This is a genomic window from Legionella gratiana (assembly GCF_001467695.1).
GTDB classification, from domain to species: Bacteria; Pseudomonadota; Gammaproteobacteria; order Legionellales; family Legionellaceae; genus Legionella; species Legionella gratiana.
This window is the reverse complement of record NZ_LNYE01000020.1, coordinates 455,986-475,833: the sequence shown is the minus strand read 5'-3', so window position 1 is coordinate 475,833 and position 19,848 is coordinate 455,986. Positions and strand designations below refer to the sequence as shown.

The window sequence follows — 19,848 nt, the reverse complement described above, 5'->3', positions numbered from 1 at the left end:
ATATTCGTCGACTTTTGGCCCTACAAACTCAAGCATATTTTCTAGTCTTTGATATTTATGAATTTTTTACTGAAACAAAAAAGTATAGAGCCAAAACCAGCCCTATATAGATTCTGTTCTTATGATGAAATGCAAAGTACAACCATGGAATTTACCTACTTCATATAACTATTGTGGTTAGAACTAATTTTGGTTATATCATTAGTACATAAATTTTTACTAGCGAGTACTATGAACCTTTTTTTAGAAACCAAAAATTTAATTATCACAGCGCCTGAATTGGCAGACTTTAATAACTTATATGCGTTACAAACTGATGCTGATGTAATGAAATATATTGGCCAAGGCATTCGCACCGAAACTGAAATAATGGCTGGATTAGAGAAAGCCATGGCACACTATAAGAAATATGGCTTTAGCCTCGGTTGCGTCTTTGAAAAAGAAAGTACCCAATTTGTTGGCCGCGCCGGACTAATCTATGTTGCCTACAACGATAGCCAGCCTGATATTGAGGTTGCTTATGCATTGCATAAAACTGCTTGGAATAAAGGATATGGTCTTGAACTTGCAAAGACACTCATTACTTGGGGATTTCAAAACATCGCTATAGAAAAACTTGTTGCCGATGTTCATCCTAAAAATGAGCGTTCACGTCGTGTATTGGAAAAAGCTGGCATGAACTATGTAGGAATGGGAACATATGAAAATAAGGAGGTAGCTTGGTACTCTATTTCTAGGAAAATGATTTGAAGCATTTATTTTTCAGGATAAGCTAAGTAATATAAAAACAGGAATTACATTGCTTAATCGTTCTTGAATTTTGCAGCAAAAAAGGATAAATCTACTTATGAGTCAAGGAATGATCAAAAAAATTGCATTGGACCTTCTGCATTCAGCAGGCGTTTCTCTCAACGGCTCTAATCCTTGGGATATTCAAATTCATAATGAACAATTTTATCAACGTGTTTTTAATCATGGTGCTTTAGGACTTGGTGAAGCCTATATGGATGAATGGTGGGATTGTAAAAATCTCGACCAGTTTTTTACTCGAGTTCTCCAGGCTCATCTTGACCAAAAAATTAAAGCCAACAAACGACTATGGCCTAAACTACTACTTCTCAAACTGATTAACTATCAATCTAAAAAACGTGCCTTAGAAGTAGGCAGACAACATTATGATCTGGGCAATGAATTATTTGAATCAATGTTAGATACACGCATGAATTACACTTGTGCTTATTGGAGAAATACCAGTGATCTCGATACAGCACAAATCAATAAATTGGAATTAAGTTGCCAAAAACTGAAGCTTGAACCAGGCATGCATGTATTGGATATAGGATGTGGATTTGGTGCTTTTGCAAAATATGCGGCGGAGAATTATGGGGTTAGCGTTGTAGGAATTACTATCTCCAAAGAACAGTGCAATTATGCACAACAAAATTGTTCGGGTTTACCCGTTGAAATTCGTTTCCAAGATTACCGTGATATTCATGAAAAATTTGATTGTGTGGTTTCATTAGGCATGTTTGAGCATGTAGGTTATAAAAATTATCGTACTTATATGCAAAAAGTTAGAGATTGTCTCAAAGGCAATGGTCTTTTTTTATTACATACCATTGGTAGCACTCTAACTCAAACGGCAGGAGACCCTTGGATTAGCAAATATATTTTCCCTAATGGCATGCTTCCTTCTATGGAACAGCTTAGTAAAGCATCAGAGGGATTATTTATTATGGAAAATTGGGTCAATTTTGGTGCGTATTATGATCATACCTTAATGGCATGGCATGAGCGTTTTGAAAAAAATTGGGAACAATTACAAAAACGATATGATCATCGTTTTTATCGCATGTGGCGTTATTATTTATTAGCATGTGCCGGTACTTTTCGTGCCCGCAACACGCAATTGTGGCAAATTGTTTTTTCAAAAAATGGAGTTCCAGGAGGATATGAAGAGCCTCTATTTACAGGTTTTAGAAAAGATGCTCAGAAAATCAACGCGTCTCTGATTTTAAACCACCCTAATGAAACTCGAAGTATACTGGTGTAATGACAGTATACTTCTACTCAAAGTACTCAATGCTTCTCAGCGAATACCATGCGCAAATGACTATTAATCGTCTCGATTGCATTACGACATGCTGGGGTATTGGCAAGAGCATTTAACATCAGAAAATCATGAATTGTGCCATGATGACGAATTCCAGTGACCGGGACTCCCGCTGCATTAAGCTTATGCTCATATGCTTCACCTTCATCTCGCAATACATCACACTCACCATTAATTACAAGTGCGGGTGGCAGTCCTTTAAGTTGATCAAGACTGGCTCGTAATGGTGAAGCAGTGATTTCTTTTCTTCTTTCTTTATCAGGTAAGTAATTGTCCCAAAACCATTCCATTGCTTTTTTGGTTAACCAAGGTCCATCGGCAAATTCTTTGTAAGAATCTGTCTCAAAATTCGCATCAGTTACTGGATATATAAGCACTTGATAATCAATCTTTGGCCCACCACGCTCTTTAGCAAGCAGAGTCATTACAGCAGCCATGTTGCCGCCAACACTGTCTCCTGCAACCACTAAACGAGAAGTATCAAGATTCAATTCCTGACCATGTTCAGCAACATACTTTAATGCAGTATAATCCTGCTCGATTTGAGTGGGGTATTGTGCTTCAGGAGCCAAACTGTATTCTACAAATACAACAGCAGCGTGCGTACCCACTGCAAGTTCACACACAAGACGCCCATGCGTTGTCCAATCGCCAAAAACCCAACCTGCGCCATGATAAAACATCACTACAGGTAGTTTTTCTTTTGTACCTTGAGGACGAATAATGCGAATATTTACTTTACCTTGAGAATCTTGTTGAATCAGATGTTTTTCAATGTCTACTTTTAGCTCTGTATTTTCCAAAGATAATTCTTGCAGTTTATCAAAAATAGCCCTCCCTTCTTGAACTGGAAGGTCATAAAGAGGTTTTCCTCCGATTTTATTGATCTTTTCTATAAAAGCCCAAGTTTTAGGTTCTATGCGCTTACTTAAGTCCATTTTATTTTGCCTCATAGTTATGTTTAAAATAATTCTTACTCGTTAGGTATATTTTTTGTTAACGTAGTAGATTTAGTATAGACAATTTGAGATTTTTTGTTTTATCTTGAGAAAGATCCCATTCGCTAGACTGAGCCAAAATGGCGTAATTTTAGGGCACCGAAATGCAGCATACATGAAGTATGAGAATATCTGATCGCATGAAATCGCGCCATTTTGGCCAGGATAGTAGAATTGTCAACAGGACCTAATATGAATCACTGTTATTTTCTAACCAAAGTCTCAGCTCATTATTGGTTTGTTCATTAACATGCATGAGTTGATAATAAAGTTTGTCGAGTAAATCACGATGCCCTGCTTTATAATAGCACTCTAGATATTGGCAAGCATAGCGCATTCGTTGAGCGCCAAGATAAGTCACTCCACCTTTAATTTTATGAACAAGATCATCTATCTTTTTCCAGTCTTTTTGAGCATAAGCCTGTTGCAACAGGACTATATCATGCTGCATTTCTTGAGACAGATAGGTTTGTAATAAAGTAACGAGTAATGTTTTATCCTTAGTTTGTTGCAGTGCGAACGTTTCATCAAATGTCGCAAAATGCTTTAATTGAAAGAGCTCTTCTTCTGAATTTGGCAAACCTATTCCAAAATTAAATGAGGACGTATTATTTAAGATCTCTATGGATTGTGCTACAGGGGGCAAGGTAAGTTGTTGAATTAGGGTATGTAATACCTCTATTGGCGGAGGTTTACTTAATATCTCATTCATCCCTGCATGAAGACATTCTTTATAAGCGCTCTCATGGATGTGTCCTGTAAGGCCAATAATAGGTAAAGGAGAAGCTCCTGTATCTAATTCTTGCTTACGAATCAGGGTAGTTAATTCAACTCCTGAAAGACCAGGTAATCCTATGTCGGTAATCATTAAATCAAATGGCTGCTTTTGATAAACAACTCTTGCTTCTTCTGCATTGGTCACGGAAGTAAAAGTATATCCTTTTTGAGACAGAAACATTTCTATAGTTTTTAAAGCGATCTGATTGTCTTCAACAATCAAAATATGAATCGTTCTTTGTGGTGATTGGGTAAAGAGCAAGGGAGTGTGTAAATCTGTCTTAACGTTATCTTTTTGCTGTCCTAATGCACATTTCAAATCAAAATGAAAAGTGCTTCCTATGCCCTCCTTACTGGTTACGGTAATATGACCGCCTAGTAATGCTATATAGGATTGAGCAATATGTAGTCCTAATCCATGGCCATCATACAGTCCTTTGTACGAGGAACTGACTTTAAAAAATCGATTGAAGATATGCTCTTGTATTTCTTCTGGAATGCCTATACCGGTATCAGAGACATTAAATTTAAGATGAGCATGAGTGTCAGAACGATGTAAACACTCAATTCCTAGAGTTATTTGACCTGATTGGGTAAATTTAATCGCATTGCCTAGCAAGTTAAGTAAAATGCGATGGATTTTATTGCGATCACTAATGATGTAGCGAGGTACATTAGATGCGATGTCCGATTTGAGTTGCAGGTGCTTTAATGCAGTAGCAGGAGTTTCTAAGCGAATAAGCTCCTCAATGCATTGGTACAAGTCAAATGATTCCTCATGAATGTCTTGCTCATCAAGACGTTCCGCACGTACATCATCTAAAACCTGATTGAGCATGTGCAATAATTCCTCTCCACTGTCATGCAATAAATGTGCTTTTTCTTTTTCTTCCGGACTTTGCAGAGTTTGTTCTAAAATTTCTGATAGTCCTATCACACCAGTGAGGGGTGTTCTAATATCATGACTCATATTCGCTATGAATTCTGTTTTGGCTGTGTTGGCCGCTTCCGCTGCAATTGTGGCCTTACGCAGATCTTCTTCTAATTTTTTTTGTTCGGATATATCCGTTGAAATACCAAGCACACCCATTATTTCTCCATGCTCATTACGTAGCGGTGTTTTGCTTGTTAAATAAATTTTTACTAACCCGTTAATGGGTATCGCATCTTCGACAACACAACTAACTCCGGTTTGAATAATTAAATTATCGATGTCACGTAAGCTCTTAATTCGTTCTTCGCTCCATCCAAAATCATCATCGGTTTTGCCCTTAATTTCAGAGGTATTATTTAAATTTAAACTTTGAGCCGCATATTTATTTCCTCCTTGATAAACTCCATTTCTATCTTTCCAATAGACAAGCTGTGGGAGGTTTTCAATAATGGAATTAAGGTAACTGGTATTTTGTGACTGGACACTGACTAATTTATTTTTATCTTCATTTGCAATAGAGTGACACAGATATAAATACCATTGTTCTTTTTCAACAGATACAGAAATTTTTTCCCATTTTTGCAAGACACCATTATCGGTATCGTTCCACACACACCGTATCGTTCCATTACGGTTTATAATGTGGGCTAGATTCGCGTGCAACAAAGTATGGAACAAAGGTTTATCAATAACAGATATATTTTTTGTGATGTACAACAGTTTTCTAGCACAGGAATTAAGATACTTTATAACTAGTTTTTCATTTACAGCAATTAATGCTGTTTTTGACAGATCATATAATTTTCCAAAGGAACTAATTTCTTTTTTAGAGAATTTCATTATTAATCCCAAGGTTGATCAGTTCACTTTTTATAAGCGCTAATATCTGCTTGCTGTTGTCCCTATCAATAATAGTATCATGATTTCCATTGATTTTATGGCAAATGATGGTTTCTTTACTGTAATTTGACCATCCATTATCTTCATGATCGATAGCTTTATACTCATCATTGAGTTGTGATGCTTTAAAAAGAATTATTTTTTGGTTCATTTCAGTAATACTATGATTTCTAAGAAGCTTTTCTCGTTCCCATGCAAGATCGATTAATTGCTTAGATGGCTTTTCATCTATTCTTTGTAGCATATTTTTAAAATAATGCTCATCTTGGTGTAATTGCGAGTCTATTGCCCAACTGTCTATTAAAGCGAGTAACTTAACTTCTTGGCCTTCTTGACGCATCAAATGGGCTACTTCATAAAAAACAGTTCCCCCAAAAGAATAACCCATTAAAAAGTAAGGGCCGGTTGGTTGAATTTTTTTTATCGCTAAGAAATAGTCATTGGCCATGTCAAGAAGATTGTCATAGAGCATTTGATTCGCATCGATACTTGGATCTTGAACCCCATAAATAGAAAGAGGTAAATCACTCTGTGAGATTAACGGATTAAAACAATAAGGCAACCCAATGATTGGGTGACACAAAAAGAGATAAGGAGGCTTCTGGAGCACCTTTTTTAATGGCACGAGGATATGATCCTTTGTCATGTCCGAACCATCGTTGATGACTAAAGATAAGTGCTTAATGGTCGCGGTGCGATAGAGTTGTGTCGCAGGGAGAGTGCAATGAAACTCACGATTAATTTTTTCAATTAAATTCAGTGCCCTTAGAGAATGTCCTCCTAATGCAAAAAAATCGTCATAAATCCCAATAGAGTCAATCCCTAACATATTTTGCCAAAGTTGAACTAATTTAGATTCAGTCTCATTAGTAGGAGCGGCATATTGTGTTTTAATCGGGATGTGTTGGCGCGCTACTATAGGGTTAGGTTGTAAAAATGTTTCATGCTGGGTATCAGTCGACTTAGTATAAGAATTAATATCAATATTAGAGACTGCAACTTGAGATTCAACCCCTTGTAATATTTCTAAAAATATTTTTTTGCCATCGGATGAGGATATATCATTGCCTCTACCAATAAAATGCGACACTCCTTGTGCTGCTGCTTTAGCTGCTAAGCCCACATCGCTCCAAGTATTCCAATTAATGCTGACGACAAATGAAGAAAATGAAAACAGATTACTTGCGACAAAGGAGTCTAAACCTGAGTTCGCGGCACAGTAATCCATATATTGGAATCCTCCTAATAATGCAGCCAGGGAAGAGGTTAAGACGACAAAATCAAGTTGCTGCTTCTGTAACGTATAGATTAAGTTATAAGTCCCATTTATTTTGGGCTGCAAAACTTGGTTTATTTCTTCTTTTGCTTTATCGATCATGAGATTAGGACTTGATACTCCAGCAGTATGGATTAGCCCATTAATATGAGTAAAGCGAGTAATACATTGATGAATCACAGATTCTAATTGATCGAGTTGATTGATATCCACCTGATAAAAAACAATCGTAGCGCCCAATTGTTGTAACGTTCTTATTTGCTTTATTTTTTCGTCATAAGCATTATTTTTCCGTTCAAAAATGTTTTTCCACTCATGCTCAGGTGGAAATAAGCTTCGCGAAAGTAAAATGAATGTAGGTTGATGCACCGTATTTGCAATTGCTTCGCAGAAACTTAACGCGATACCTCCTAAACCTCCTGTGACTAGATAAACCCCGCGATCTTTTAAGCGATTCACTCTGGATTGGCTTTGTTTGATTTCACCATACATCAGGTTCCACTGATATCCGTTTCGTAACGGAATCATTAATGATTCTTCATTCCATTGGCTATTCATACATATGTCAATGATTTTATGAAGCAATTTACTGTTATTGTGTGGATTTTCCTGGATGTTAAGATCAAATAATTTAAATGTTAAACAGTTATGTTCTTGCATCATCACGCGACATGCGCCAATAAGCGTGGCATTAAGTGGGTTGGTTATTTCTGAACCAATGATCTGCTGAGCTCCCTGAGTAATAACCGCTATTTTTATAGGTTTATTGGTACCTAACTCTTCAACACACGATTGTGCTAAATAAAAAAGACTATAAAGTCCACGAGTAAGTTGTGTATCTATTTCTTTTGTGGAAGGATGTTGGTTATTTTGATTGGTGTAGGAAGAACAATGCAGCACAACAGGTGTTTTATTGTTCTTTTTGATAGACTGAACGAAATTAAGATAATCTTTTTTTTGATTAGGATTAATTTCATAATTGAGTTTATTTTGTTCTTTATAGTGCGTTCTCAAAGTTACGACCATAGGTTGAATTTTATGTTTCATGAATAACGAAATAAAATGATCACCCAATTTCGATTCATCTTTAAAAATTATCCAGTTGTATTCTTTTAGCGATGATAAAGAAAGAGAAATGGCTTGTGTATATGCTGCATAACGAGACCAAGTTTGTTGATACATACATGGTTTTCCTTGCACCAATTGTTGATGAGATTGATTTGCATCAATCCAATATCGTTGTTTTTGGAATGGATAAGTGGGCAAACTGATGTGCTGTTTACTTTGATAAGCCTCGATTGGTTTTAGATTAATGGCGACACCTTTTGTCCATAGATGTCCTAACGCAAGAAGCAGTTGGTGTAAATCCGAACTACATTGATGATGATTCGGTAACGTATGCACCACATTAGCTTTTCCTGCAGAAATTTCTTTAACCAAATTACATAATGATTGCCCCAAACCAATTTCTAAGAAAAAGGGATGTTTATCGTGAAGTAATAGATCGATCCCTTTGTAAAATTGCACACTATGCCGTAAATGTTTATACCAATAGTCAGGGCTCATTGCATCTGTTGCAGACAACCAAGATCCTGTTACATTGGAAACGATAGGGAGCTTAGGAGGTGAAAGAATAATGTTTGCAAAGATGTCTTTGAACGGTTTCTCAATAGAGTCCATTAACCGACTATGAAACGCGTGGCTGACTCGTAGCTTTTGATAGGGTTTATTGATGCTGGCCAGATGATCTTCCAAATTCTGAATGGCTTCTAAAGTTCCAGAAAATACATAGTGATGTGTTGCATTATGTAAGGCAAGATCAATATGGGCTATTTCCTGATAAGCAATGCATTCATCTTCGGAGCACTCTAGAGTTATCATAGCTCCTTGTGCTGTTTTAGCCATCAATAGACCACGTTCACATACCAAAGCAATCGCATCCTCATAAGAAAATACACCGGCAATACAAGCAGCCACATATTCTCCGATACTGTGGCCAATGAGTAACTCTGGTTTTATTCCTATTTCTATAAGCAGTCGCGCTAATGCATATTCGATGATGAATAAGGAGGGTTGTGTGTATTCGGTATGAGTTAATTGTTCCTCTTGAGGAGTGCATATGATTGCTAAAAGGTCACAATTTAAATAAGTTGCTGCACATGAAACACCCTGTTGAATCAGTTTTCGAAAAAAAGGGGACTTTTCAAATAAATCCATAGCCATATGATGATATTGTGTTCCCTGGCCACTAAACATAAATACAATTTCATGATGAGTATCTTCGTCATAAAAGAAAATAGGGCTTTTTTTGAGTTCTTTTATAATTGATTTGGGATCAGAACCAACTGCAAATTGGCGATATTGAAAATCTTCTCGTCCAGTTTGTAACGTATAGGCAATATTGGCAAGTTGCTCTTCTGCAAAGCAATTGGATTGTAAATAGTCAGAAAATTGATGAACATGTTGCTTTAAGGCAGCTTCAGTTTTTGCAGAGAGTAGAATTAATTCTTCCCGCTTTGGAGGAACATTATGATCGAACTGATGACGATTATGTTCACTTAAAATCATATGAATATTGGTTCCTCCTATACCAAAAGAGCTAACCCCTGCGAACCGTTTACTAGGGTTTTGTTTCCAATTCATGAGATCTGTATTAATATAAAAGGGACTTTCATCAAGAGATAAATCAGGATTGGCTTCATCAAAATGGATTAGTGGCGGAATTTTTTTGTGGTATAAACAAAGCGCTGTTTTAATGAGTCCTGCAATGCCTGCGGTGACATCAGTGTGGCCAATATTGGCTTTTACTGAACCTAACACACAAAATTGCTTTTTATCGGTTTGCTCACGATAGACTGTGTTCAATGCATTGATCTCTATAACATCTCCTAAGGCTGTTGCTGTTCCATGAGCTTCTAGGAAACTGACATTTTCTGAAGAAATTTGTGCTTGCATGAGAGCATCGCGAATACACTCCATCTGCCCGCTGAAACTAGGTGCTGTAAATCCAAGCTTGTCAGCACCATCGTTATTGACACCACTTCCTTTAATAACCGCATAAATAGTATCGTTGTCTTTAATCGCATCTTCGAGTCGTTTTAGCACTACAACCCCAACTCCATTTGAAAATACTGTTCCGTTAGCCTGTTTCGAGAAAGGACGGCAATAACCATCCGGTGAAACAATGCTGCCATTTTGATACATATAACCCTTATTTTGTGGCACCGTGATTGAGCTGGTTCCTGCCAAAGCAATATCGCTATGAAAAAGAATAAGATCTTGACAGGCCTGATCCACTGTAACTAAACCTGTGGAACATGCCGTATTGATATTGACGCTTTTCCCTTTAAGGTTGAGCCTATAGGACGATTGTGTGCTGAGCATGCACATGCTCGTTGCTATTCGTTGCTGAAAAGTATCATGCTCATTACAAAACCATTGATTTTTTAATAGATTCTCATGCAAATAAGTGCTGTCGGTCATTCCTGCAAAAACACTGATGACCGTTGATTTTAATTTGCTAGGTGCTATTGCTGCATGTTCTAAGGCTTCCCAAGCACACTCAAGAAAGATACGTTGCTGCGGATCGGTGATGCTTGCATCAGTAGGATTAAATCCAAAAAATGAGGCATCGAAGCTTTGGATATCAGATAAAATTCCTTTAACAGGCACGTAGTTGCTGTGATCTGATGAGGTACTTTGGGAGTCATTTTCGTTAAATCGAGTTAAACAATCTTTTCCTTGACATAGGTTGTCCCAAAATTCGTGCACTGAATTTGCTCCTGGGAATCGGCAACTCATTCCAACAATCGCGATGTTTAATGGAAGTCCAGAATATTTTTTTCGCATTTCATGAGCCTCAACATCCCCTAATAAATATTGACTTAATTTATGAATAGTGGGGTACGTCAGCAAATCGGATATTTGTAAATCAGATTGGAGTTCCTTGTTAATTAATGTACATGCTTCTGTAATAAACAGTGAATTAGCACCTAAATCGAATAAATTTTTATGGGTTTCAATGTTGGGACGATTTAATAAATACTTCCAAATATTTTTTATTTTTTCTTCAATATCGTTCGAAGATGAGGTATCTATGTGAAATGACAAATCGGTGTGAGGGATACTATCCAATGATTTTTTATCGATTTTTCCTATTCGAGTTAAGGGTAATTCATCGACCATCACATATTTAGAAGGAAGCATGTATGGAGGTAATTCTTGAGCTAGAAAAGAGCGAATAGCATCCGCATGGGTTATCTCTTCTTCTGTCGAAAAAACAATATAGGCCGTTAACATTTTATGATGTTCACCTCCTAACTCAACGACTACAGCAGCAAGACTGATGTTTGGATGTTTCATCAAACGTTGTTCAATTTCATTGAGGTGGATACGAAAACCGCCTATTTTTACTTGATCATCAACCCGCCCAGTATATAAGAGATCTCCGGAAGGAAGTATTTTTACTAAATCTCCAGTTTTATAAAGCTTTTCATAAGGAGGTTTAGAACAAAATGGATTTTTAATAAATTTTTCCGCATTTTGCTCGGGACAATTGTGATAACCAAGTGCTAGCAAAACACCACTAAGATGAAGTTCTCCTTCCCTTACTAAATTCAAATGTTCATCAAGAACATAAGTTTCTACATTACAAAATTTATTTCCAATAGATGAAAGCTCTTCATCGCTCTCTAACCTATTGATGTCAATTGTTTTGCGACAAGCTACGGTTGTGGCCTCAGATGGACCGTATCCATTAATTAATTGGGTAGGTATCTCTAAATTTTTTCTGTAATTAATGAATTCTTTTAATAAAGCAAGATTAATTTGTTCACCGCCAAAGACAATAGAATTAACCGAATCGAGTACCTTAATTGCTGATTTTATAAGTTGATGAAAAAGTCCCGTAGGTAATAAAATATGATTTATTTTGTTGTCTTTGAGGCAATGTTTTAATTCAGTATGATTTTTTCGTGAACGAGTAGGAATAATACATAATGCGGCCCCGTTTAAAAAAGCGCTCCAAATTTCAAAGGTGCAGGCATCAAAGGCTAAATTATTAAATTGAGCAACTCGTTCATGTTCCTGAACACGAGCATAATTTTCAACTTTAGTAAGATTCACTACCGCTTGGTGAGGAATAATTACTCCTTTTGGACGACCCGTAGAGCCTGATGTGTATATCATGTAAATCGCAGACTCTGGCAAAATAAAGATGTTTAAATTTTCTTTTGAGCAACTTATTGATTCTAAATGAAGTTGTTTGGTAAGGGCTACATGTTTATTTGCCTCGGTCAGGTATCGCTGATAGGTATCATTAGTGATAATAAGGCTTGGATTTGCATCGCTGATAATTTCTTTTAATCTTGTCTTTGGAGCTTGACTATCAAGGGGCAAATAAACCGCACCAATTTTTATAATCGCAAGAATAAAAATGATATATTCTGCTCCTGGATCTAATAATATAGCAACAAAACTGCCTTTTTCTACTTTTTTAGAGATTAAACAATGAGCTAATTGATTTGCTTTTTCATTGAGTTCTTTGTAGGTGTATTGCACATTCTCATCAATAAGAGCACTATTATTGGAAGAGTTTTGTACGCACTCTTCGAATAATTCAACTACATTGCGAGCATATGTACTTTCATATTGCTTCATTATCCAAGCTCCGTTTTATCCTGTTATACCAGCAGATGGGATGTAATTTTTGTATTAAATGACACAATTTAGTTTAAAATATAGCACAATTAAATGTTTTATTTTCATCAATTTAGATTCATAATATCCAACAAGAAAAAAATGTATTCTTTTGGATTATTGCCAATATTTTATGGTCATTATCAGGGGAGAGTGGAAATATAAAACCGAAGTACATGCAGTCAACTTGAGAATGAGAATGCGATAAACCATTGAAACTCTTAAAAGCTATTGGGCATTACTTCTACCTAAGTTACAATAAAACTTTAAACCCTATACACGAAATGAAAATAATAAAGCGGGTAATATGCTTATGCTGCTTTTTCTTTAATCTTTATGCAGCTACTCCTCAAAAAACAATTAATTATTCTGCGGGTATAGGTCAACCGATTGTTACCTCAACTGCGGATACTTTGGAGAAAGGTCAAATAGGGATTAGTCAACGAGTAGAATATTATTCCAATCTCACCTTTTCGGATACAGTGCTATTGCAACATCCCTTAGCTGAAAATCTAAGTGCCAATTTATATGGATATTTGTTGCTTTCTTATGGGCTTGGGGATAATTTAACCATTGGTGTAAGTCTTCCATATGTTGATAATATATCCTTTGCTGCTGCTCACTTTAATGAAACAACAAAAGTTGAAAGCGTTATTAATTTAGGTAGTGCCTATGGGTTAGGTGATACAAATATCTTTGCTTTATCGCGAGTACTTAATGAAGATAAATACCCTGTCTCACTGAGTTTCATTTCTGGTATAAATGCCCCAACAGGCAAGACAACAGCTAGAGATAATACGGGGACTTTATTTGCTGCCTCTGATCAACCCGGGAGTGGCGCTTGGACTCCATTTGCTGGAATTATTATTTCGAGACAATTTAGCAAATTTTCGTTAGGTGCAAATTTAATTTATACTCAAGGCATTGAAGGCGAACAGCATACGACTTTAGGTTCAATATATGACTATAATGTTGCAACTGTTTTAGAGCTTTATAGGAGTGAACAAGCTAAATTGGATTTTGATGGCATTCTAGAGCTCAATGGTGAATATGCTGTAAAGGATAATATCGCAGGAGTGCCTGATCCCAATAGTGGTGGAAACTTTATTAATCTATTGTTGGGTATGAGAGTCAATATACATACCAATTATTCCGGTTATCTTGGCGTTAATATCCCAATAGAACAAAACTTTTATGGAACTCAAGTGAAAGCCCAATACGGGATTACAGGGGGAATTGATATCAGCGTTTAATAGAAGTCGTGTCAAGAGCAGCTAGTTACTTTTGAAAATGAACCAAATTTTCTTTGTAATTAGTCATAAACTCCTGACTATTCAGATAATCAATTAATGCTTCGTTAATTTCTTTTTGCAGAGCAGAATCCTTGGAGTTAATAGCAATAACAGTAAAGTATTCAATGGCATGAATGGGCCCAAAATCCTTAATTGTATCCGATGAGTTAATATCCCAATAACTTGCAGAATACGAATCGATTAATGCAAACTTTATTTTTCCTGCCCTTAAAGCATTAATTAAGTCATCATCTTGATCGAAAAGAACAAATTTGGTGTTTATAAGATTTAATTTTTTAAATTGCTCCAAATAATCTTTGTCGGTAATTCCGATATTTGTATTATGTAGCAATTCAAAATTAAGAGGCTTTTTGGTATGATCGTCTAATCCTATTATATGGATTTTTGTAATTAGATAGGGTAAAGAATATGTAACCTGTGAAGAATATCCTTGTTGAGGAATAGTGAAGCCGCTTACCGCTATATCAACATCGTTTTTAGCTACTGCATCAATGAGTTCATTCCAGTCCATAGAAACAAACGTATACTCATAATCTAATTTCTTACATATGTATTGAGCCATATTAATATCAAAGCCAGAGAAATATTCATGACTTAATTGAATAACAAAAGGAGGATCAAAGTGTGAAATCCCTATTTTTAATGTTCTTCCATAAAGATTAAATGGCAGGATAATAATACAAATTATAAGTATGAAACTCTTTTTCACGAGAAATCTCTTATAATGCTTCGTAATTAAATTATAGGACAAATAAATATTATTAGAGTATCACTTTAGCAATGATCCTTCCTTTATATGAGCTACTTAATTGAACAAATTAAGCAACTCTTGTCATAACAACAAAGAATACCTCATGTGTAATTGGAATTAAAATATCATTGTGCTTTAATGTTGAACACATATACTTTAATTATAAGCACTTGATTTTGGTAGTGAACGATGTCTGCTGTAAAAAATGTTAATGGATCTGCATTAGAGGGAGCGAACAAAAAAATCCAAATAGAAAAAATTAAAGAAAAACTTAACACATTCCTAAATAATAAAATAACTCATTTAAAACATGACATAAGCAATAATAGAACACAAAACCAAGAGCTCTTAAAAAGTGACTCTGAGTGTACACTGGAAGAAAAAATTCAGAAAATTTTAAAAAATATAGCGCAAGCAGAGAATAATTTAGCTAAGTCGAATAAGTGATAAGAACCAAAGTTTTAGTCACTTAAGATTTTGAATAGATCCCTCAAATATAAAGCCCTACACTTGGACAGTAGAAACCAATTGCCAACAGCTCCTAGAAAAAAATCAACTATTTTCTTCTATAATTAAATTAATTTGGAGGAAAAAAATGCCTTATCCCAAACTTTCCCCTGTATTAAACAATTGCCCATTACATGCGATAACCCCAGAATTAAAAAATGAAATAATAAAGTTTAAAACCATCGCTCCTTATGACAATGGACACAATGTTGATTATGAACTTTTAAAAAATAAATTTGCTACTTTTTATGGTTTTCCTCCTGATACCTTTACCTGGAGTAAGTTTGCAGATGTATTGGAAAAATATAATGAATTTGATACACAGATCATTATGGGGCCTGTACTACGTGAGTTTATGAAAGATAAAATGCCTGGTGATGAATTTGTGAAAATGGTTGCTGGTGCTAATGAACTACCTATCGAGCAACATATTAGTAATATGACAGAAATTAACGCTCATACCGCTCGGTATGAAAGTTTATCACCAGATGAAGTATTTGGTTATGTAGGGAAACATTTAGGTTTCAGTATTCAATACGTCAAAAATGATAGAGGTGAAATTTCACATGCCCCTAATCCAATTGCTACAATCCAAATGTATCACCAAGGAGGGATTGATGGGGCAAAAGTAGGCGGACATTGGGAAAGAAGCAATAATACAGAAGAAATCGTTGACGTGGAACAGGAAAATGATACTCAACTTACATCATTATTACCCTTACTTGGTAATGACAATGATATCAATTCTCATGGTTTTGGCTTACTAAAAAAACATGTTCAAACTACAGCTAAAGTCACTGAAGAAAATGATTTAAAACACGAGTTCCTTATACTAACCACTTCCGCGGAACAAATAAACTTTTATATTAAGGCTTTAACTGTACTACCTAAGGATCTCGCAGTGCCCCTATTGGGTGACCGTTTAACTGAAGAAACCGCAAATTTTGTTAGTGAATATATCCCTACATTACAGGTAAGAGAACCTATCTATGAGCAATGGTTTCGTGCTGAACCTGAGTATAAACCCCACTTAAATGAAGAAGAGGAACTAGTGATTATTAATCTTCTCAATCCACCTGAATATCCAGAAGCTCTTCAAGTAGCTAAACATCGCGTTGTCGAAAAGGACCCTAAAACCGAACATTTAACAGAACAAGAACAACAAGCACTTGAAGCAACAATTAGTGAACAGAAAAAAGAGCTACCTAAAGAGATATTTGATAATTACAAAAAAGAAATAACTGAGCTTATAAAAAATAGAAAAACAATCATGGAAAATGCGGAAATAAATGCTTCTAAAGACGAAAGTGAATTAACTGATGAAGAGTTGGCAATAAAACTACAAGCAAGAGAGTTTACTGAAGCAGGATTTAAACCTTAGCAGCGAGCATAACCTTAAAATGCACTTCGTTTACGCCATAGCCTTCTGAAAACCCAAAGAGCTATCTTCGAACTAGTTATTGCTTTAAAATCCCGCAATGGTGCCGAGAAGAGGACTCGAACCTCCACGGAGTTACCCCCACTAGCACCTGAAGCTAGCGTGTCTACCAATTTCACCACCTCGGCATTCTGGGGCTAAAGTACTCATATTTTATAGCGCTGTCAATAGGATAACGAGTATCTTTTGCTTGATTGCTGTATTATCTCGATTTATAAGATACTTATTTATTCCATATAAAATCGATTCTTTAGAATAGGAATGCGTTGTACTCAAGCAAATCAAACTTGCTTTTGCATCACAATGATGTGATAAATAAAATGAGTTCGACATAAAAGGCATAGAAATGCATTTTCAAATGGGATCATTAACGATGAAGAAAATATTTATTGTGGCAAGTTTTTTATTTTGTAGCTCTATTGCAAGTGCGTCCAAATCCGTAATCTGGACGGCGGTATTTGATAATATTACGCCCAGATCAGAAGATGTTACATTACAATATTGTCTTAAGCATACACCAACCGTCATGGTTACTACAGTCGATCAAGTCTTGAGTAAAGAAGGGATAAAGACTTTAAATGGATTACGGGTAAAATATAATAGTTATAACAGTACCAAAAAAGACGGATTATTATTTAATGTAGTTAACGCGACAATTAGCGGAAAAGACTCAAATGGAGAGTGGTCTACACCTATAAAGATGTATCAACAAACTTTAAGTGAGCTTGATCAAGGTAAAACTTGGGTGGTATGGAGTACTCCTAAATGTAAAGGAACGTTTATCGGTACACCAACCATAATTAATTAAAAACATCAATAGGTGTAAGGAGTACCCGCTTTAAGTATACGCTCTCTTACTCCTTGCCATGCCCCTGTTGCTGGAGGAAGTTCAATGACAATGACATCTGCATTAGAAGCATCCGCCTTTCTTAATTGGTAGTACAAATCAAAAGCTACTTTTTCAGGATTGTCTTCAAGCAAATGAAAATGCCCTTTACTAATACCTATTGGTTGTTTGCTTGCTATGGCGTAAATGTTATCTACGTTTTTTTGACAAAAATGAGCTAAGGCTTCATAGCTGTCAAAATAATACATCCTTTTTTGCGGTTGATAATGACTGTCTAGTTTTCCAGGGACACGTAAACTATTTTCACCGTGCAAAGGGGGAAGAGCAATTATTTCTGCTATTGCTTTTTCATCAATCATTCCATGTCGTAAAATTTGATAATTCTTGGCATCCGTTGCATCGATGATGGTTGATTCTATCCCTACAGTGCATCGACCACCATCTAATATGGTTAATTCTTGATTAGGAAATGATTCTCTTACATGCTCTGCTGTAGTAGGGCTTACTTTCCCGAATGGATTTGCCGAGGGGGCAACAAGTGGAATGCCCAGCTTGGTTAATAACTCCTGAGCAATGGGATGAGCGGGACATCTGATTGCTACAGTTGTTTGACCACCAGTAATTAAAGGAGTAATTTGATTCGATTTGCAATGAAAGACAAGGGTTAAAGGACCTGGCCAGAATTTTTTAATTAATTGTTGTGCATAAGGAGGGATGTCTTCGACCAGTCGATTAAGATCCCAATTTTGAGCTACATGTATAATTAAAGGGTGATTTAAGGGTCTGTTTTTTATTGCAAAAACCGCTTTAATTGCTCGCTCATTATTGATAGGAGCCGCTAAGCCATAGACAGTTTCTGTAGGTATAGCAACAGGTTTTCCTTGTTGCAAATCGTGAATCGCTCGATCGATATTGGTAGTGATTAAAGGCATATATAAAGGTGGATTAAAAATTTGCTATTTTCACACAATTTGCAGGAGAAAGCAGCTATTTTTGCCTTTTCAAGGGTACCTGCATAGAATTAATAATAAGTTATTTTAGGAATCTTGTCGTGTTACTTAATTTATTAGGAAAAACTATAGATGGCTATTTTTCGTTTATTCCTAGAAATAAGCCCTCTCAGGAATTGATGCACTCGGTTCGTTTAATCGCACATAGAGGCGCTCATAATCATTCCCAAGGAATTATTGAAAATACGATTCCAGCTTTTGACCTAGCCAAGGAATTGGGATGTTGGGGGATCGAATTTGATGTACACAGTACAGCTGATCACGTATTAGTGATTAATCATGATGCTACGTTGAAGCGTCTATGGGGACATAATCAAGAAATCGCCAAAATGAGCTTTAATGAATTGCACGCGCTTGCTCCTAAGATCCCCACACTTGAAGAAGTAATTGCTGCATATGGCAAGAGCATGCATTTATTTATTGAATTAAAAACACCTCTTCGGGATGCAGCGATCTTAGCAAATCAGTTACGAGAGTTATCCGCTGGAGAGGACTACCATTTGCTAACTTTAAATTCAGCAATTTTTTCTTCATTGACGCAATTTCCCAAAGAATCACTGTTGCTGGTAGCAATACATAATAATGTACAAGAATTTTGTAATTTATGCATTAATGAGAATTATGGGGGCGTATTAGGTCATTACCTGTTGATGCACAAGAAAGTAATCAATCAATTAAGGGCTGCCCAGAAAATTGTTGGCGTTGGTATGGTCGATTCTAAGTACAGCTTATACAGAGAGTTGAATCGAGGAATTAATTGGCTTTTTACCGATCGAGCTGCTGAGATGAGTTTATATTTACAGTCTATGATGAAGGGACTTGTAAATCAAATTGAGAACGAATGATTTACAAAAGAGAAAGAGATTAAAAAGTGCAGCTATGAGTCACATAACTTATTTTCATGCCATCAATTCTTTTGCACTCGTATAATGAAACTTCTTTACTTTGTACTATAGCTTGATGCAAGAAGATGATTTGTAAGAACTACCCCTCTCTCTGTTCTGAATCTTCTACACATCTTGTCTATCGCAAATAAAACAGGATCCAATTATTTTTTTTGCAGAAGGAGACGGTATTGAGAGCATCGTCACCCTCTGCGTAAGCAGGGGTCTCGTAAGCGTATGACTGCAAGGTGAAGTTTAGAGCAAAGATTTGTTACTTTTAGACCTTCCGCTTTTGCGGAAGGCGACGGTATTGAGAGCATCGTCACCCTCTGCGCAAGCAGCTGTCTCTTGATGAGATAGGATCAAGAGACAGCTCTCTGTAGAGGAGAAAAATATAATCGTA

12 protein-coding genes and 1 tRNA gene are annotated in these 19,848 nt (G+C 36.1%); 7 read left to right on the top strand and 6 right to left on the bottom strand.

The features are described from left to right. The first annotated feature begins 231 nt into the window (after window positions 1-231). Window positions 232-750, top strand: a complete 519-nt coding sequence (locus Lgra_RS06825) for a GNAT family N-acetyltransferase (protein WP_058498720.1) — start codon at window positions 232-234, stop codon at window positions 748-750. A gap of 97 nt (window positions 751-847) precedes the next feature. Further along, window positions 848-2,053, top strand: a complete 1,206-nt coding sequence (gene cfa, locus Lgra_RS06820) for a cyclopropane fatty acyl phospholipid synthase (protein WP_058498501.1) — start codon at window positions 848-850, stop codon at window positions 2,051-2,053. 26 nt (window positions 2,054-2,079) lie between these two features. On the opposite strand, the gene Lgra_RS06815 is transcribed toward cfa, so the two are convergent. From Lgra_RS06815 to Lgra_RS06805, 3 genes are all read right to left on the bottom strand, one after another. Further along, a complete protein-coding gene (locus Lgra_RS06815; protein ID WP_058498500.1) occupies window positions 2,080-3,051 on the bottom strand; it encodes an alpha/beta hydrolase in 972 nt (323 codons plus the stop codon). 247 nt (window positions 3,052-3,298) lie between these two features. Next, window positions 3,299-5,662: a PAS domain-containing sensor histidine kinase gene (locus Lgra_RS06810; RefSeq protein ID WP_058498499.1), complete on the bottom strand. Its 2,364-nt coding sequence runs from the start codon at window positions 5,660-5,662 to the stop codon at window positions 3,299-3,301. Further along, complete coding sequence (locus Lgra_RS06805) at window positions 5,649-12,656, bottom strand: type I polyketide synthase (protein WP_058498498.1); 7,008 nt, start codon at window positions 12,654-12,656, stop codon at window positions 5,649-5,651. The genes Lgra_RS06810 and Lgra_RS06805 overlap by 14 nt, the downstream gene beginning before the upstream one ends. Before the next feature lie 323 nt (window positions 12,657-12,979). Between Lgra_RS06805 and Lgra_RS06800 the strand changes: the two genes are divergently transcribed. Beyond that, the gene (locus tag Lgra_RS06800) at window positions 12,980-13,948 is read left to right on the top strand and encodes a hypothetical protein (RefSeq protein ID WP_058498719.1); all 969 of its coding nucleotides are present in this window, start codon (window positions 12,980-12,982) and stop codon (window positions 13,946-13,948) included. A gap of 25 nt (window positions 13,949-13,973) precedes the next feature. On the opposite strand, the gene Lgra_RS06795 is transcribed toward Lgra_RS06800, so the two are convergent. Then, entirely contained in the window at window positions 13,974-14,717 is a 744-nt protein-coding gene (locus Lgra_RS06795) for a transporter substrate-binding domain-containing protein (RefSeq protein WP_238584385.1), read from the bottom strand. Between the two features lie 231 nt (window positions 14,718-14,948). Here Lgra_RS06795 and Lgra_RS06790 point away from each other — a divergent pair, with 231 nt between their 5' ends. Continuing rightward, complete coding sequence (locus Lgra_RS06790; protein WP_058498496.1) at window positions 14,949-15,206, top strand: hypothetical protein; 258 nt, start codon at window positions 14,949-14,951, stop codon at window positions 15,204-15,206. Between the two features lie 148 nt (window positions 15,207-15,354). Continuing rightward, window positions 15,355-16,647 (top strand): hypothetical protein, encoded by a 1,293-nt coding sequence (locus Lgra_RS06785; RefSeq protein WP_058498495.1) that lies wholly within the window; start codon window positions 15,355-15,357, stop codon window positions 16,645-16,647. Window positions 16,648-16,745: 98 nt separating this feature from the next. Here Lgra_RS06785 and Lgra_RS06780 read toward each other — a convergent pair. Then, window positions 16,746-16,832, bottom strand: a tRNA-Leu gene (locus Lgra_RS06780). A gap of 230 nt (window positions 16,833-17,062) precedes the next feature. On the opposite strand from Lgra_RS06780, the gene Lgra_RS06775 reads away from it, so the two are divergent. Further along, window positions 17,063-17,512, top strand: a complete 450-nt coding sequence (locus Lgra_RS06775; RefSeq protein ID WP_238584384.1) for a hypothetical protein — start codon at window positions 17,063-17,065, stop codon at window positions 17,510-17,512. A gap of 5 nt (window positions 17,513-17,517) precedes the next feature. Here the strand turns inward: Lgra_RS06775 and Lgra_RS06770 are convergent, their stop codons facing one another. Continuing rightward, entirely contained in the window at window positions 17,518-18,483 is a 966-nt protein-coding gene (locus Lgra_RS06770) for an L-threonylcarbamoyladenylate synthase (protein WP_058498494.1), read from the bottom strand. A gap of 119 nt (window positions 18,484-18,602) precedes the next feature. Between Lgra_RS06770 and Lgra_RS06765 the strand changes: the two genes are divergently transcribed. Continuing rightward, the gene (locus Lgra_RS06765; protein ID WP_058498493.1) at window positions 18,603-19,406 is read left to right on the top strand and encodes a glycerophosphodiester phosphodiesterase; all 804 of its coding nucleotides are present in this window, start codon (window positions 18,603-18,605) and stop codon (window positions 19,404-19,406) included. The last annotated feature ends 442 nt before the right edge of the window (window positions 19,407-19,848 follow it).

Coding starts and splice junctions, on each gene's coding strand:
- Lgra_RS06770 (WP_058498494.1), bottom strand. CDS start 18,483: ATGCCTTTAATCACTACCAATATCGATCGAGCGATTCACGATTTGCAA.
- Lgra_RS06785 (WP_058498495.1), top strand. CDS start 15,355: ATGCCTTATCCCAAACTTTCCCCTGTATTAAACAATTGCCCATTACAT.
- Lgra_RS06805 (WP_058498498.1), bottom strand. CDS start 12,656: ATGAAGCAATATGAAAGTACATATGCTCGCAATGTAGTTGAATTATTC.
- Lgra_RS06800 (WP_058498719.1), top strand. CDS start 12,980: ATGAAAATAATAAAGCGGGTAATATGCTTATGCTGCTTTTTCTTTAAT.
- Lgra_RS06810 (WP_058498499.1), bottom strand. CDS start 5,662: ATGAAATTCTCTAAAAAAGAAATTAGTTCCTTTGGAAAATTATATGAT.
- cfa (WP_058498501.1), top strand. CDS start 848: ATGAGTCAAGGAATGATCAAAAAAATTGCATTGGACCTTCTGCATTCA.
- Lgra_RS06815 (WP_058498500.1), bottom strand. CDS start 3,051: ATGGACTTAAGTAAGCGCATAGAACCTAAAACTTGGGCTTTTATAGAA.
- Lgra_RS06790 (WP_058498496.1), top strand. CDS start 14,949: ATGTCTGCTGTAAAAAATGTTAATGGATCTGCATTAGAGGGAGCGAAC.
- Lgra_RS06825 (WP_058498720.1), top strand. CDS start 232: ATGAACCTTTTTTTAGAAACCAAAAATTTAATTATCACAGCGCCTGAA.
- Lgra_RS06775 (WP_238584384.1), top strand. CDS start 17,063: ATGGGATCATTAACGATGAAGAAAATATTTATTGTGGCAAGTTTTTTA.